Origin of the sequence: Aeromicrobium choanae, assembly GCF_900167475.1 — a bacterium.
GTDB classification, from domain to species: Bacteria; Actinomycetota; Actinomycetes; order Propionibacteriales; family Nocardioidaceae; genus Aeromicrobium; species Aeromicrobium choanae.
This window is the reverse complement of record NZ_LT796768.1, coordinates 3,354,892-3,370,166: the sequence shown is the minus strand read 5'-3', so window position 1 is coordinate 3,370,166 and position 15,275 is coordinate 3,354,892. Positions and strand designations below refer to the sequence as shown.

Below are 15,275 nucleotides of genomic sequence, written 5' to 3'. Positions count from 1 at the left end.
CAGGATGAGACGAGGAACCCGATGACCACCTCACCCCAGGCGACCACGCGCGCCGCTGCGGCCCGTGCCGTCGAAGCCCGCAAGACGTACGGGGAGGGCGATGCCGCCGTTCACGCCCTCGCTGGGGTCACCGTGGACTTCCCCGAGCACGAGTTCACCGCGATCATGGGTCCGTCCGGGTCGGGCAAGAGCACGCTCATGCAGTGCGTCGCCGGACTGGACCGTCTGACCGCGGGCGCGGCCTACATCGGGGACACCGACATCTCCAAGCTCAACAAGAACCAGCTGACGCTGCTGCGTCGTGACCGGCTGGGCTTCATCTTCCAGCAGTACAACCTGATCCCGTCGCTGACCGCGCGCGAGAACATCCTGCTCCCGCTGACGCTCGCGGGTGCCGACGCGGACGACGCGTGGTTCGACGAGATCGTGCAGACCGTCGGGCTCACCGAGCGCCTCGGCAACCTGCCCAGCCAGCTCTCCGGTGGCCAGCAGCAACGCGTCGCGGTGGCTCGGGCCCTGGTACCGAGGCCTGACATCATCTTCGCCGACGAGCCGACCGGGGCCCTCGACTCCCGGACGGGAATCGAGATCCTGACGTTCATGCGTCGCGCGGTCGACGAGACCGGCCAGACGATCGTGATGGTCACCCACGACCCGCACGCCGCGGCGTACGCCAACCGCGTGCTCTTCCTGGCTGACGGCCAGATCGTCGACTCGATGGACGCTCCCACGTCGGATCGGGTCCTCGACCGGATGAAGCAGTTCGAGGGCTGATCGCACCGTGTTCAATCTCGTCCTCAGCAGCGTCCGCCACAACCTCGGGCGGTACCTCGCGACGCTCGTGGCCATCATCGCGGGAGTCGGCTTCTACACCGCCGTCTGCGTCATCTCCGACGGTGTGATCGACTCGCTCGAGGGCAACATCGACGACCAGTACGGCAACGTCGACGTCGCGGTGGTCCCGGACGACCCCGCGACGGTGGAGAACACCGGTGCGCAGCCCGAGCAGCTCAAGCTCCCGCAGTCCACGGTCGACCAGATCCTGAAACTCCCCGGTGTCGAGGGAGGGGCGGGCATCCTCACCGCGCCGGTCGCCTTCCTGGACGACGAGGGCAAGCCGTTCGCCAGCTCGGCCACCGGGCGGCTGTGGATCTCCGACAAGGACCTCGACCCGCTCAGGGTCGTCGACGGCGATGCGCCCGATGCATCCGGCGAGATCGCCGTCGACCAAGGGCTCGCCGACAACGAGCGACTGAAGGTGGGCGACCAGCTCACCCTGCTGACCCTGGCCGGCAAGCAGCAGGTGGAGCTGGTCGCGATCACCGCGTTCGGCGACTCCGACTCCCTCGACAGCGGGGGCACCGTCTCGATCAGCGAGGCCGATGCCTTCGACTGGCTGAACGCGGGCAGGCAGGCCTTCGAGTCCTACTACCTGACGGGGAGCGGATCTGCCGACGACCTCGTCGCCGGGACTGGCCAGGTGGTGCCGGACGGGTTCGACGTCCAGACCGGTGACGAGTTCCGCGAGGACCAGCGTGAGGCCAACGGATCGTTTGCGCAGACGTTGAAGACCGCCCTGCAGGCCTTCGCCATCCTCGCCCTGCTTGTCGGTGGGTTCGTCATCTACAACACCTTCAGCGTCATCGTGGCCCAGCGGCTTCGCGAGCTCGCCGTGCTGGCCGCGATCGGTGCCACTCCACGACAGCTCAAGCGGTCGCTGCGGATGGAGGGCCTCGTCCTCGGTGTCCTTGGCTCGATCCTCGGCGTCGTGGCCGGATACCTCCTGACGCTGGCGCTGCAAGGCGTCCTCGAGCTCACGGGCAACAGCCTGCCCGGCGGGATCTCCTTCAGCGCGTCGAACCTCATCACCGGTGTGCTGCTCGGCACGATCATCACCGTGCTCTCGGTGATGGTCCCCGCGCGACGTGCCGGACGAACGGAGCCGATCGAGGCGATGCGGGAGGCGGCCACCGAGTCCGCATCGCTGGGCCGTCGTCGGGCCGTCATAGCCCTGGCGCTGGGGATCGCGGGGCTGGCCGGGCTGCTCGTCGGCTCCCGCATCGGAGTCATCGGCACCGGTGCCGTCGCGTTCGTGGCCGCGGTGTTCGTGGGCGCGCCCTACCTTGCCCGGCTGGGGGCCCGAGCGGCGCGTCCGTTGATCGAGCGGTTCGGCATCGAGGGGCGGCTGGCCGTCGACAACTCCGTGCGCAGCCCGAAGCGGACGGCGACCACGGCCAACGCGCTGCTGATCGGTGTCTTCCTGGTCACCCTGGTGGCGGTGGCGGGATCCAGCATCCGCGACTTCGCCGTCCAACAGGTCAACGACGTCCAGTCCGCGGACTACCTGGTGGTCAGCCAGGGCGGCACCATCGACGACGCGTTCGTGGCCAAGCTGAGCGCCGTCGAGGACGTCAACGAGGTCGTCGCCTTCAAGCGTGTGGCGGCCACGTTGGACGGGGCAGCCTCCACGATCTCCTCCGGTGACGTCGACGAGATGACCAAGATCGCCAGCATCAACGTCGAGAAGGGCAGCCTCGACGACCTGGCCGACGGGACCATCGCCGTGCTCGACCTGGGCGACGGCACGGCGCCCAACATCGGCAGCACGGTGACGGTGAAGGTTGCTCAGGGGGCGGATCAGGATCTGCGGGTGGTGGCGACGCTCTCGCCGTCGCAGGACACCGGCCAGACCGGCAGCATCGTCGACGAGAAGACGTTCGCCTCCCTGGTCGGCGACGCCGCACCGACGGTGGCGTTCGTGGACGTGGCGTCGGGTGCGCAGGGCAGCACCCAGCGGGCGATCCAGGACCTCGCCGACGAGCGACCGGACATCACCGCGCAGGAAGGCAACGCGGTCGGCAAGCTCATCGGGACGGTCTTCGACTTCCTGATCGAGGCGGTGACCGGGCTGCTGCTCATGAGCGTCCTGATCGCGCTGATCGGCATCATCAACACGATGTCGCTGTCCATCCTGGAGCGCCGTCGTGAGCTCGGGCTGCTGCGCATCATCGGCATGACCGACCAGCGAGTGCGCAGGATGATCACCCTCGAGTCGATCGTGATCTCGCTGCTCGGCACGCTGGGCGGCCTGTTGACCGGCCTGATGGTGTCGCTCCTGCTCGTGCTGTCCTTCAACCGGCTCAGCGAGGCGACCATCACCCCCAGCATCCCGTGGATCGAGCTCATCACGATCCTGGTGGCCGGAATCGTCCTCGGGGTGCTCGCGGCCCTTCTGCCGGCACGGCGCTCGACCAGGACGGAGGTCCTGGACGCGATCGCCAGCAACTAGCGCTCGTCTGCGGTGGTGGCGTCGCCGATCGCGGCCACGACGGTCCACCCCGGTCGCGCGTGGTTGCCGAGCAGGATGCGGCCGACGCCGAGCAGGTAGGGCCACGATCGCAGCAGTCTCACCCTGGGGGCACGAGCGCGACGGGTGAGCGGCGCTCAGGAAGCCTGGACCAGCACCGCGGCTCTGCGTTCGTCCCTCTCGCGGCGCCAGGCCCTGGCGGCGACGGTGCCGGTCACGCCGACCGCGAGCAGGATCAACACGGCATCGAGCCAGCTCGGCAGGCCGCCCAGCGCGTCGAAGATCGTGACGCCGTTGACCAGGATCACGAGGCCGCCGACCATCGTGCCCATCGGTGCGTGTGGGAGCCGCCCGGCCAGTCGAGCCGCGATCGGGGCCATGATGACGCCGCCGAGCGCGAGACCGACCACGGGCAACCACGGGATCCCGTGCTGCGCGGCGCCGGTGAGGAATCCGAACGAGACGGAGACGGCGACCAGGAACTCGGCGGCATTCACGGTTCCCACGACCTTGCGCGGTTCGTGACGGGTGACGGTCATCAGGCTGGGCGTGACGACCGGGCCCCAGCCGCCGCCCCCGGTGGCGTCGACGAAGCCGCCGAGCAGTCCGATCGGCGAGAGCCAGCGCGCGGTGTTGCCGTTCCTGGGTGTCGGGATCAGCCGGACCCCGAGCCCGAAGCGGGCGAAGATCACCAGGCCGAAGAAGACCAGCAAGCCTGACATCCAGCCCTTCGCCGAGGCGAGGCTGATGTTCGTGAGCACGACGGCGCCCAGGAAGCCGCCGACCGCGCCAGGCAGCGCGACGCGGACCAGGACGGCCCTGTCGACGTTGCCCTCGCGCCAGTGCGCGAGCCCGCTGATCAGCGTCGTGGGCAGCTTCGCCGCATGGGTGGCGGCGCTCGCCGTGACGGGCGCGACGCCCATGAACAGCAGCACGGTGGCCGAGGTGACGCCGAAGCCCATGCCGAGGGTGCCGTCGACGAGCTGGGCCAGTCCGCCTGCCAGCGCAAACGCCACGACGATTCCCATGCCCACCCGCCTTCGACGTCCGTTGTGGTCAAACACGAGTAGGTTACGAGAGTTTGAGGCCATGGCGGCGGGTGTCCGGAACGTGGACGTGGTTCCGGGACGGTTACGTTGGAGACGCCCTCCTTCGCGGATGAGCACCGCTCCGACGAGAGGAACGAGATGCAGTCCCCAGCGCCCACCTCGAGCCGCCCCCTGCCCGCGCCGCTCGACCGGAGCAAGCCGGTCTGGGTCGCGCCGATGGCGGGCGGACCGTCGACACCCCGCCTCGTCATCGCCGCAGCCCGTGCGGGCCACTTCGCCCAGCTGGCCGCGGGGTACACGAGCGCCGAGGCGATGACGCGCGAGGTGCGCGAGGTGCGCGCCGCCGGCACGGAGCTGTTCGGCGTCAACCTCTTCGTGCCGAACGTTCACCCGATCACGGCAGAGGCCAACGAGGTCTACGCGCGCTCCTTGGCGCCCACCGCGGCGCGACTCCACCACGAGGCCGCACCCGTGGCGCTGCGCGAGGACGACGACGCGTGGGACGCGAAGATCGCCGCGCTGGTCGCCGAGCCGGTCCCGGTGGTGAGCTTCACGTTCGGCCTCCCGTCGGCGGCCGTGCTCGAGGCCCTCCGCCGCGCCGGGTCGGTCCTCGTGCAGACCGTGACCTCGTCACAGGAGGCGCGACGTGCGGAGGCGGCCGGCGTCGATGCTGTCCTGGTCCAGGGCTTCGCCGCGGGCGGGCACTCGGGCGTCTGGGACGCTGACGCCTCGCCCGCAGACGTCCCGTTGCCCCAGCTGGTCGAGGAGGTGGCCGGCGCGGTGTCGCTCCCGCTCGTGGCCGCCGGCGGCATCGCCTCGTCGCGCGACGTCGAGCTCGCACTGGCAGCGGGAGCGTCCGCCGTCACGGTGGGCACCGCGGTGCTCCGCACCCCCGAGAGCGGCGCCTCCGACCTCCACAAGAACGCGCTCGCCGACCCGCAGTACACCTCGACCACCCACACTCGCGCGTTCACCGGCCGACCGGCGAGAGCCCTGGTGAACCGCTTCGTGCTCGACCACGACAAGGCGGCCCCCAGCGGGTATCCGGCCCTGCACCATCTCACCCGGCCGCTCCGTGCCGCAGCCGTCGCGGCGAACGACTCATCGGCACTCAATCTCTGGGCGGGGGAGCAGTGGCGTCATGCCACGAGCGCACCGGTGGCGGAGGTTCTCGGAGCCCTCCTGTCTGCTGGCGAGAGAATGGGGCCATGAGCATCACTCTTCCGACGCCTGTGCACTACGACTCGGCGCTCCGTCAACGGATCGCCGGCCACCTCGCAGGACACGAGCGCCGGGCGGCCGACCTGGAGGGCCGCCGCCACGCGGCGGTGGCCGTCGTCCTCGTCGACTCCGAGGCGGGCGAGAGCCGAGTCGATCCTCCCCGGGACGCTGCCGACGACGTGGCCCCGGGTGCTCATGAGCTCGACGGGCGCATGGGCGACGTCTCCGGCGGTGCGGCCTTCCTCCTGAGTCGGCGGTCCGGCCGTCTGCGCACGCACTCGGGTCAGTGGGCGCTGCCCGGCGGTCGGATCGACGAGGGGGAGGACGCCGTCGAGGCGGCGCTCCGGGAGACGGACGAAGAGCTCGGCGTCAGGCTGAGTCGCGACGACGTGCTCGGACTGCTGGACGACTACCCGACGCGATCGGGCTATGTGATCACCCCGGTCGTGGTGTGGGGCGGGGGACCGCTCGACCTGCGGCCGTCGCCCGACGAGGTTCTCGCGGTCTACCGGGTCGGCCTCCACCAGCTGATGCGGAGCGACTCCCCGCGGTTCCTGGACATCCCGGAGAGCGATCGACCGGTGGTCCAGATCCCGTTGGGGGACACCGACCGCGTCCATGCGCCGACCGCGGCCGTCCTGCTCCAGTTCCGTCGGCTGGGACTCGAGGGGGACCCGACCCGGGTGGACGATCTCGAGCAGCCGACGTTCGCCTGGCGCTGAGCACTCGCTGGGTGACACGCCTGGTCGTCGTGCATCCGCGCGGATCATCGACCAGCAACAACACCCCGGCCGCGGCTCAAAGCGTTCCGGTACTCGCTGGTGACGTTCAGACGCGCAAGGAAAGTGGCGTGGTGAGTACTGAGATATCGGCGTCAATCTGCCCGACGCTCCTGCCCCAACTCGCCGGCGTGGTCGCGATCCGCAAAAGGTGTTCTACGACGACTGTCCTGACGGCTCGCACCCCGGCCGTCATCTCGTCCTGTGGGCATTTTGCAAGGAGCCCGGCGTGCTGCGTGCGTCGTTCCATCGTTTGAACATTGCTCCGCCTGACACAATGACGGGGTGATCGGAGCCAATCTGGCTGCAGCCTCCATCGCTCTGGTCGCTGCCTGCTGCCTTCTGTCGGTGCGCGCCTCCGCGGCCGCGCGGCCGATCGCGATCCTGTGCATTGCAGCCGCTCTCTGGTCGGTCGGCGCTGCGTGGAACTACGCCGAGCCCGGCTCCAACTCCAGCGCGAACGCCTGCATTCTCGCGGCCGCCGCCTCTGCCGCAGCCGCTGCCTTCGTGGCCGCCCAGCGCCTCGTGTCGGGTCGATGGTCGATACCCACCCTGGTGACGATCGTGTTCTTCGTCGAGCCGATGGTGATCGTGTTCGTCCGCTTGGTGGTGCACCCGGAGCTTTCCTCGGCCGAGTTCCGTCGGACCGCGCCGTTCATCGCCCACGCGGCCTACTGCTTCGCCCTGCTGCTGAGCGTGATTCTGACGTTGAACGTCCGTCAACGTCACCCTCAACGTCGCGTTCGGATCTTCGTCCTCACGTCCCAGGTCCTGGTGATCGCGATCATCGCGATGGAGGTCGCAGCCAGCGAGCAGACCCAGTTCGTGGTCGTCCTGGCCGCCCTCTTCGCAGTCTGGGTGGCGCGCCACCCCGACGATTGGAGCAACTCGAGAGCCCGCGCGGACAGTCTGCTCAACTCCATCGGCGTCTTCTTGTTCGTGTTCGACCACCTGGGCCGGCTGAAGGACTGGAACGGAACAGCCGATCGCCTCATCGAACTGATGGGACAGCGGCCACAACGCGACCTCACCGCGGCGCAGATTCTCGGTCGTCCCCTTCCGTTCGAGGATGGCCAACCGATCGACCTCGACCTTCTGGGTGGGCGAATGCGCACATCCGCCCACATTCACAAGGTCGATCCCACCTCGCGGACAGGTCGAAGCGATTGGGTCGTGATGCTGCGGCCTGTGCGGTCCAGCGTGAGCCAGTCATCGTTCCCGTCGATCTCCGGAAGCCTCGCCGGCCACGACCCAGCCACTCAGACCCTCAATCAGCGCGAGACCATGGACCTCCTGCGCGCTGCCACCACGAGCGGTGACGCCGCAGTCCGTGTGGACGTTCTCCCAGCAGACACTCAAGCCCGTGAGGACGAGACCATGTTCGTCGTCGCCCGGCGCCTGGAGATGATGTTCCCCAACGTGCGATGGGGACGACTCTCGGCATGGGTCTTTGTCGCCATGTTCAAGCCCGACGAGGCTGAGCAGGCGAAGCTGCTGATCGACGACGAGGCGCAGACTGCCCTGGGTCTCGATGCGTCCGTCGCCACGACGATCTGTGTGCCCACGCGAGACGAGGACTCCGAACGTTTCGTCCTGCGAGTCCAACTACTGCACAGCGCCTATGGCTCATCAGACTTTTGATGGCAATGTCCTGAGACACAGCACGGAGTCAAGTGCTCCGTCCCCGTGAAAAGGACACCCCATGAGGAACTACCCCCGCTCCCAGTCCACCCACGTCCGTCCGGCCCTGGTAACCGACGTGCCCAAACTGGCCGAGATGATCCAGGCCTTGGCCGATTTCCACGGCGAAGGTCAATCCTGTCGGATGACCTGGCCCATCCTTCGCATCCAGCTCTTCGGAACCGATCCCACCCTGAGGGCCCACGTGGCCGAGCGGGACGGGCGCGTCACCGGGATGGTGCTGTGGTACCGCACGTACTCGACGTGGGACGCCGCCCCGGGCATCCACGTCGAGGACTTCTACGTGGACCCCGAGGACAGGGGCCATGGCACGGGTCTGATCCTGATGTCCGAACTCGCACGACTCGCCGTTGATCAGGGCTACACCCGAGTGGAGGGTCAGGTGATCAGCAGCAACCCCCTGCGCAGCGCCCTCGTGAGTCACGGCGGCGACCAGATGGACGTGTGGGAGACCTACCGCATCGACGGGAACGACCTGGTGGCACTGACCAGTCGAGAGCCGGCAGTCGCCGCGATGTGAACCCGACTGTGGCCACGGTCGAACTCGGCCGTGGCCACCGTCCACGGACGTCGTGGTGAAGCTCCCGGGTCTGCTGCACGGACAGGTGACATCTGAACTGTGCCGCTGGGTGTGCCGCTGGAAGAATGGTCAGCATGCCGAAACCCGATCTTCGCGAGATCCGTGGGACGTCCGTGAGTACCGACCCAACGCCAGCGTCAGCAAAGCCGCTGGCGGACGGTGAGATCCGGCTCCCCGCAGCGGTCCTGTGGGACATGGACGGCACGATCGTCGACACCGAGCCGCTGTGGATCAACGGCGAGTACGAACTCGCCGCGCAGCACGACGCCGTCTGGACCGAGGAGGACGCGCTCACGCTCGTGGGCAGCGACCTCCGGGAGGCGGCCGTCTACATCAAGCGGCGCATCGGGTCCGACATGGAGCCTGACGAGATCGTCGACTGGCTCGGCGGTCGGGTCGCGGCCGGCCTGCGGGAGAAGCAGGACTGGCGGCCCGGTGCCGTCGAGCTGATCACGGCTTTGCGCGAGGCCGGCGTTCCGCAGGCGCTCGTGACGATGTCCTACGCCTACATCGCCGAGCCGGTCGTGGACGCCCTCGGGTTCGACGCCGTCGTCACGGGGGACAGCGTCACCCACGGCAAGCCCCACCCCGAGCCCTACCTGAAGGCAGCGCGACTGCTCGGCGTCGAGGCGGCAGACTGCGTCGCGATCGAGGACTCGCGCACCGGCGCCGCGTCCGCGAACGCTGCCGGGTGCCACGTCGTGGCCGTGCCGCACGCCGTGAACGTGCCCGAGGCGCCACGCCGCACGATCGTCACCAGCCTCACCCACCTCAGCGTCGCCGACCTCGCCCGGCTCGCCGACCGCGGACCGGAGTGAACACGACGTCCGCGAGAGCGGACGAAAGAACGGCTGCCCGGCACGCCGCCAGTAGGTTGTACCCATGAGTGGCGGTTGGCGCATCGCGCGCATCGCGGGCGCGGACATCATCGTGCGCCCCTCCTTGCTGGTGATGGGCGTCATCCTGGTGATCGTCTTCGCGCCGCAGTTCGAGTCCCTCGGCGCGGGACCGAACCCCTACCTGACCGCCGTCGTCTTCGTCCTGAGCCTCTACGTGTCAGTGCTCCTGCACGAACTCGCGCACCTCGCAGCGGCCCTGTGGTTCGGCATGAGCGTCTCCTCGGTGGAGCTGCATCTGCTCGGCGGCGAGACCCGCATCGAGGGCGACTCGCGCCACCCGTGGCAGGAGCTCGTCACCTCGATCGTCGGCCCGGTGACCTCCTTCGTCATCGGCCTCGCCGCGCTGTGGGGAGCGCAGGTGACCTCCGGCGCCACGTACTCGGTGCTCTGGTCCGTCGGCTTCATCAACCTGCTGATCGCGGCCTTCAACATGCTCCCGGGCCTGCCGCTCGACGGCGGGCGCGTGCTGCGCGCCCTGATCTGGGCCACCACGGGCAGCGAGGCCAAGGGCGTTCGCGTCGCCGGCTGGATCGGCCGCGCCGCCGCCCTCGCCCTCATGGCCATCGCGGTCTCGATGCTGTTCGGTGAGGACACCTTCGCGATCGGTCGCGCTCTGCTGCTGCTGGCCGTCGCGCTCTTCCTCTGGCAGGGCGCCTCCTACGCCTTGCGCCAGGGCGTCGCGCTGGCGCGGATCGGCGCCCTCAGGGCCGAGCAGCTGATGCGGCCCGAGACCCCGCCGAACGACGCCGTGCCGATCTCGGTCGACCTCAAGGGCCGCGACCTGCTGGTCGCGATGGCCGAGAACCCCTCCAACGCCTATGCGCTGGTGGACGGCCGGGGGACCGTGGTGGGAACCCTCTTCGCGTCCTCGGTGGACCGCGCCTATCGTGAAGCCGGATGAACCACCAACGCACCGGCCCCTTCGTCGAGGGTGAATGGATCCGTCTCTCCGATCCCAAGGGCCGCAAACACAACATCCAGCTCGTCGCCGGCAAGGAGTTCAGCACCAAGAAGGGGCAGGTCCGCCACGACGACATCATCGGCCGCCCCGAGGGCATCGTCGTGGAGACGTCGTTGGAGTTCCCCTACCAGGTGTTTCGTCCGCTGCTGTTCGAGTACGTCGTCTCGATGCCGCGCGGTGCCGCGATCATCTACCCCAAGGACGCGGCGCAGATCCTCGTCCAGGCCGACATCTTCCCCGGCGCGCGCGTCATCGAGGCCGGCGCCGGCTCGGGCAGCCTGACCTCCTACCTGCTGCGCGCCATCGGACCCGAGGGACACCTCGAGTCGCACGAGCTGCGCGAGGACTTCGCCGAGAAGGCCCGGACCAACGTGGAGCAGGCCCTCCACGGCGTGCCCGACACGTGGACCCTCACCGTCGGCGACCTGCGCGACGCCGCCGACGGACCCGAGGTCGACCGCATCATCCTCGACATGGTCGACCCGTGGACCTGCATCCCGCTCGCGCTCGAGCGGCTGGTGCCCGGCGGCATCGTCTGCGGCTACGTCGCCACCACCACACAGCTGTCGCGCTTCGTCGAGTCGCTGCGCGAGTCGGCGGGGTTCACCGAGCCGCACGCGTGGGAGACGCTCGTGCGCGACTGGCACCTCGAGGGCCTCGCGGTCCGGCCCAACCACAAGATGAACGGGCACACCGCCTTCCTCGTCACCGCGCGGCGCCTCGCGCCCGGACAGCGCCCGATGCCGAAGACGCGACGGCCCGCTCCCGGCGCCTACGGACCCGACTACGTGGGCCCGCGGCCGGCCGACCTGGACTGACGCAACGAGATCGCAACACGTTCGTTCCGAGATGGACTGGTGAGGACGTCGTCGCCGGGTAGGGTCATAGCAACCCCTCCAGGAGGTGTCACATGACCGGTAGCGAGTACACCGACAGGTACGCCGAGGTCCGCCTCGCGGACGTCGAGGCGCGCCTGGCCAGCACGGCCGCTCAGAACGAGCGCCTCACGTCCACACTGCGTGAGGCCCGCGACCAGATCGTGGCGCTCAAGGAGGAGGTCGACCGCCTCGCGCAGCCGCCCACGGGGTTCGGCACGTTCCTCAAGCTGAACGACGACGACTCGGTCGACGTGATGACCGGAGGCCGCAAGCTGCGGGTCAACGTGAGCCCCGCGGTCGACAAGGCCGGCCTGCGCAAGGGCCAGGAGGTCATCCTCAACGAGGCCATGAACGTGGTCGCCGCGCTGGAGTTCGAGCAGGTCGGCGAGGTCGTGATGCTCAAGGAGCTCATGGCCGACGGCGAGCGCGCCCTCGTCCTGGGCAACGCCGACGAGGAGAAGGTCGTGCGCCTGGCCGATGTCCTCGCGGGTCAGCGCCTGCGTGCGGGCGACTCGCTGCTGCTCGACAGCCGCGCCGGCTACGTCTACGAGCGCATCCCGAAGTCCGAGGTCGAGGAGCTGGTCCTCGAGGAGGTCCCGGACATCGACTACACGAGCATCGGCGGGCTGGGCAACCAGGTCGAGATCATCAAGGACGCCGTCGAGCTGCCCTACCTGTATCCCGAGGTCTTCGTCGAGCACGAGCTCAAGCCGCCGAAGGGCATCCTGCTCTACGGCCCTCCCGGCTGCGGCAAGACGATGATCGCCAAGGCGGTTGCCGCGAGCCTGGCCAAGAAGGTCAGCGAGCGCACGGGGGAGGAGGGACGCTCCTACTTCCTCAACATCAAGGGCCCCGAGCTGCTGAACAAGTACGTCGGCGAGACCGAGCGGCACATCCGCCTCGTGTTCCAGCGGGCGCGCGAGAAGGCCAGCGAGGGCACCCCGGTCATCGTCTTCTTCGACGAGATGGACTCCCTCTTCCGCACCCGCGGCTCGGGCGTCTCCTCCGACGTCGAGAACACGATCGTGCCGCAGCTGCTCAGCGAGATCGACGGCGTCGAGGGGCTCGAGAACGTGCTGGTCATCGGTGCCTCGAACCGCGAGGACATGATCGACCCGGCGATCCTGCGTCCCGGCCGCCTCGACGTGAAGATCAAGATCGAGCGCCCCGATGCCGAGGCCGCCCGCGACATCTTCAGCAAGTACCTCACCACCACGCTGCCGCTGCACGAGGACGACCTGCGCGAGTGGGGCGGCGACCGCACGGCCTGCATCCACGGCATGATCCAGCGCACGGTCGAGCGGATGTACACGGAGAGCGAGGAGAACCAGTTCCTCGAGGTCACGTACGCCGGTGGCGACAAGGAGGTCCTGTACTTCAAGGACTTCAACTCCGGCGCGATGATCCAGAACATCGTCGATCGTGCGAAGAAGATGGCGATCAAGGACTTCCTCGACCACCAGAGCAAGGGCCTGCGGGTCCAGCACATGCTCCAGGCGTGCGTCGATGAGTTCAAGGAGAACGAGGACCTGCCCAACACGACCAACCCCGACGACTGGGCGCGGATCTCGGGCAAGAAGGGCGAGCGGATCGTCTTCATCCGCACGCTCATCACGGGCAAGGGCGGCAACGAGCCGGGTCGATCGATCGACACGGTCGCGAACACGGGACAGTACCTCTGACACTCGAATTGCGCGTGGTCCGCTACGACCACCCGGACGCCGTGAAGCTGACCGAGCTGGTCCAGGCCGAGTACGTCCGGCGATACGCCAGCGAGGTGGGCGACTCCTCGCCGATGGCCCCTGAGGAGTTCGACCATCCCAACGGGATCTTCTTCATCGGCTACGTCGACGAGATCCCCGTCGCGATGGGCGGCTGGCGCCGCGGTGGCCCGAACGGCGACACCGACGGCGAGATCAAGCGCATGTTCGTGCTCGACTCCCACCGCGGGCAGGGCCTGTCGCGCCAGGTGCTGGACGAGCTGGAGCGCAGCGCCGCCCGCCAGGGCATCATGCGCCTCGTCCTGGAGACCGGCACCGAGCAGCCCGAGGCCATCGCGCTGTACCGCTCGGCCGGCTACGTGGACGTTCCGGCGTTCGGCTTCTACGCGGAGTACGACGACTCGGTCCACCTCGGCCGAGTCCTTTGACTCGGAGGGTGACCATGGAAGTGCACGCTTCCGGATCGCCCGCCGAACGGCCCCTGCCGTGACGTATGGGCACCCATTCGCCGCGTCCCACCCCACTTTTTGTGACGCGAGTCGGTCTCGGCCGGCCTGAGCGACCGAACGGCGTCACAAAAGTGGAGGTGGGGGCCGCCGGCCGGCCGTGTCCGCCGTGCCCGCCGCGCTCGCAGACGCCTCGATGACCGGGCCGTGCCGCGTAGGGTGAAGGCGTGAGCGTCCGACGAGTGCAAGGGTCCGAGGTCGAGTACGGCATCGCCGTGCAGGGACAGCCCCTGGCCAACCCCATGGTGGCGGCCACCCACGTCGTCAACTCCTACGCCGCGGCCAACGGGCTCACGCGCCGGGCCCGCTGGGACTACGAGGAGGAGAGCCCGCTGCGCGACGCGCGCGGCTTCGACCTCGGCCGCGACGTCGCCGACCCGTCCCAGCTCACCGACGAGGACATGGGCCTGGCCAACATCATCCTCACGAACGGGGCGCGGCTCTACGTCGACCACGCGCACCCCGAGTACTCCAGCCCCGAGGTCACCAGCCCGCTCGATGTCGTGCGCTGGGAGAAGGCCGGCGAGCTGGTCATGCTGCGGGGCGCCCAGCTGGCGGCCCGGGTGCCCGGCGTGGCGCCGATCATGCTCTACAAGAACAACGTCGACAACAAGGGCGCCGCCTACGGCTCGCACGAGAACTACCTCATGCGCCGCGACGTCCCGTTCCTGTCGATCGTGCGCCAGTTGACGCCCTTCTTCGTCGGCCGCCAGATCATCACGGGTGCGGGCCGGGTCGGTCAGCACCAGGACGGCAGCGTCCACGCCTTCCAGATCAGCCAGCGCTCGGACTACTTCGAGGTCGAGGTCGGCCTCGAGACCACGCTGAAGCGGCCGATCATCAACACCCGCGACGAGCCGCACGCCGACCCGAAGAAGTACCGGCGCCTGCACGTGATCATCGGCGACGCGAACCTTTCGGAGACCTCCATCTACCTCAAGCACGGCACCGCGTCGCTCGTGCTGGCGATGATCGAGGCCGACGCGCTGCCCGAGCCCCTCGAGCTGGCCGATCCGGTGCGCGCCCTGCACCAGATCTCCTACGACCCCACGCTCCGCACGGCCGTGAAGCTGGCCGACGGTCGCACCATCACCGGCCTCGACCTGCAGGGGCACTACCTCGAGCACGCCAAGAAGTTCGTGGAGAGCCAGGGCGACGACGACCCCCAGACCCTCGATGTCCTCGAGCGGTGGGAGTCGGTCCTGACCCGCCTCGCAGACGACCCGATGAACCTCGTCCGCGAGCTCGACTGGGTGGCGAAGCTGGCGCTGCTGGAGCAGTACCGCGAGCGCGACGGTCTCGAGTGGGACCACGCGAAGCTACACCTGATCGACCTGCAGTACCACGACGTGCGCCCCGAGCGAGGGCTCTACCACCGGCTCGTGGCCGGTGGACGCATGGATCGCCTCCTCGACGACGCCACGATCGAGGAGGCCGTCACCGAGCCGCCGCACGACACGCGCGCGTACTTCCGCGGCCGCTGCCTGCAGCGCTTCTCGTCCGACATCGCCGCCGCGTCGTGGGACTCGGTGATCTTCGACCTGCCCGGGCACGACTCGCTGCAGCGGGTGCCGACGATGGAGCCCCTCAAGGGCACCGCCGAACACGTCGACGGACTCTTCGCACGCGTCGAGTCCGCCGCAGAGCTCTTCAGGGCCATCACGGGCCGCTAG

The 15,275-nt window shown here is 68.9% G+C and carries 14 protein-coding genes; 12 read left to right on the top strand and 2 right to left on the bottom strand.

All coding sequences use genetic code 11. The features are described from left to right. Positions 1-21: 21 nt before the first annotated feature. Together B5D60_RS16390 and B5D60_RS16385 are read left to right on the top strand one after the other, a co-directional pair. Positions 22-774: an ABC transporter ATP-binding protein gene (locus B5D60_RS16390; protein WP_078701150.1), complete on the top strand. Its 753-nt coding sequence runs from the start codon at positions 22-24 to the stop codon at positions 772-774. A 7-nt stretch (positions 775-781) separates the two neighbouring features. Continuing rightward, positions 782-3,289 carry an ABC transporter permease gene (locus B5D60_RS16385; protein ID WP_078701149.1) on the top strand — a complete coding sequence of 836 codons (2,508 nt, stop codon included), beginning with the start codon at positions 782-784 and terminating at the stop codon, positions 3,287-3,289. Here the strand turns inward: B5D60_RS16385 and B5D60_RS17310 are convergent. After that, positions 3,286-3,411 (bottom strand): hypothetical protein, encoded by a 126-nt coding sequence (locus B5D60_RS17310; protein WP_269456865.1) that lies wholly within the window; start codon positions 3,409-3,411, stop codon positions 3,286-3,288. The two genes, B5D60_RS16385 and B5D60_RS17310, sit on opposite strands and share 4 nt — an antisense overlap. Positions 3,412-3,444: 33 nt before the next feature. Next, positions 3,445-4,335 (bottom strand): sulfite exporter TauE/SafE family protein, encoded by an 891-nt coding sequence (locus B5D60_RS16380; RefSeq protein ID WP_078701506.1) that lies wholly within the window; start codon positions 4,333-4,335, stop codon positions 3,445-3,447. A 159-nt stretch (positions 4,336-4,494) separates the two neighbouring features. Between B5D60_RS16380 and B5D60_RS16375 the strand changes: the two genes are divergently transcribed. From B5D60_RS16375 to dop, 10 genes are all read left to right on the top strand, one after another. Next, a complete protein-coding gene (locus B5D60_RS16375) occupies positions 4,495-5,568 on the top strand; it encodes a nitronate monooxygenase (protein ID WP_078701505.1) in 1,074 nt (357 codons plus the stop codon). Then, positions 5,565-6,299, top strand: coding sequence for an NUDIX hydrolase (locus B5D60_RS16370; RefSeq protein WP_078701148.1), 735 nt, complete (start codon positions 5,565-5,567; stop codon positions 6,297-6,299). The genes B5D60_RS16375 and B5D60_RS16370 overlap by 4 nt, the downstream gene beginning before the upstream one ends. 342 nt (positions 6,300-6,641) lie before the next feature. Continuing rightward, entirely contained in the window at positions 6,642-7,997 is a 1,356-nt protein-coding gene (locus tag B5D60_RS16365; protein ID WP_078701147.1) for a hypothetical protein, read from the top strand. A 61-nt stretch (positions 7,998-8,058) separates the two neighbouring features. Beyond that, positions 8,059-8,577, top strand: coding sequence for a GNAT family N-acetyltransferase (locus tag B5D60_RS16360; RefSeq protein ID WP_078701146.1), 519 nt, complete (start codon positions 8,059-8,061; stop codon positions 8,575-8,577). A 173-nt stretch (positions 8,578-8,750) separates the two neighbouring features. Further along, a complete protein-coding gene (locus tag B5D60_RS16355; RefSeq protein ID WP_231948919.1) occupies positions 8,751-9,455 on the top strand; it encodes an HAD family hydrolase in 705 nt (234 codons plus the stop codon). A 64-nt stretch (positions 9,456-9,519) separates the two neighbouring features. After that, on the top strand, positions 9,520-10,437 hold the full coding sequence (locus B5D60_RS16350) for a M50 family metallopeptidase (RefSeq protein WP_078701145.1): 918 nt from the start codon (positions 9,520-9,522) through the stop codon (positions 10,435-10,437). Beyond that, a complete protein-coding gene (locus B5D60_RS16345) occupies positions 10,434-11,315 on the top strand; it encodes a tRNA (adenine-N1)-methyltransferase (RefSeq protein ID WP_078701144.1) in 882 nt (293 codons plus the stop codon). The genes B5D60_RS16350 and B5D60_RS16345 overlap by 4 nt, the downstream gene beginning before the upstream one ends. 92 nt (positions 11,316-11,407) lie before the next feature. Next, positions 11,408-13,057 carry a proteasome ATPase gene (gene arc, locus B5D60_RS16340; RefSeq protein WP_078701143.1) on the top strand — a complete coding sequence of 550 codons (1,650 nt, stop codon included), beginning with the start codon at positions 11,408-11,410 and terminating at the stop codon, positions 13,055-13,057. Positions 13,058-13,071: 14 nt separating this feature from the next. Next, on the top strand, positions 13,072-13,524 hold the full coding sequence (locus tag B5D60_RS16335) for a GNAT family N-acetyltransferase (RefSeq protein WP_231948918.1): 453 nt from the start codon (positions 13,072-13,074) through the stop codon (positions 13,522-13,524). Between the two features lie 245 nt (positions 13,525-13,769). Then, complete coding sequence (gene dop, locus B5D60_RS16330; RefSeq protein ID WP_078701142.1) at positions 13,770-15,275, top strand: depupylase/deamidase Dop; 1,506 nt, start codon at positions 13,770-13,772, stop codon at positions 15,273-15,275.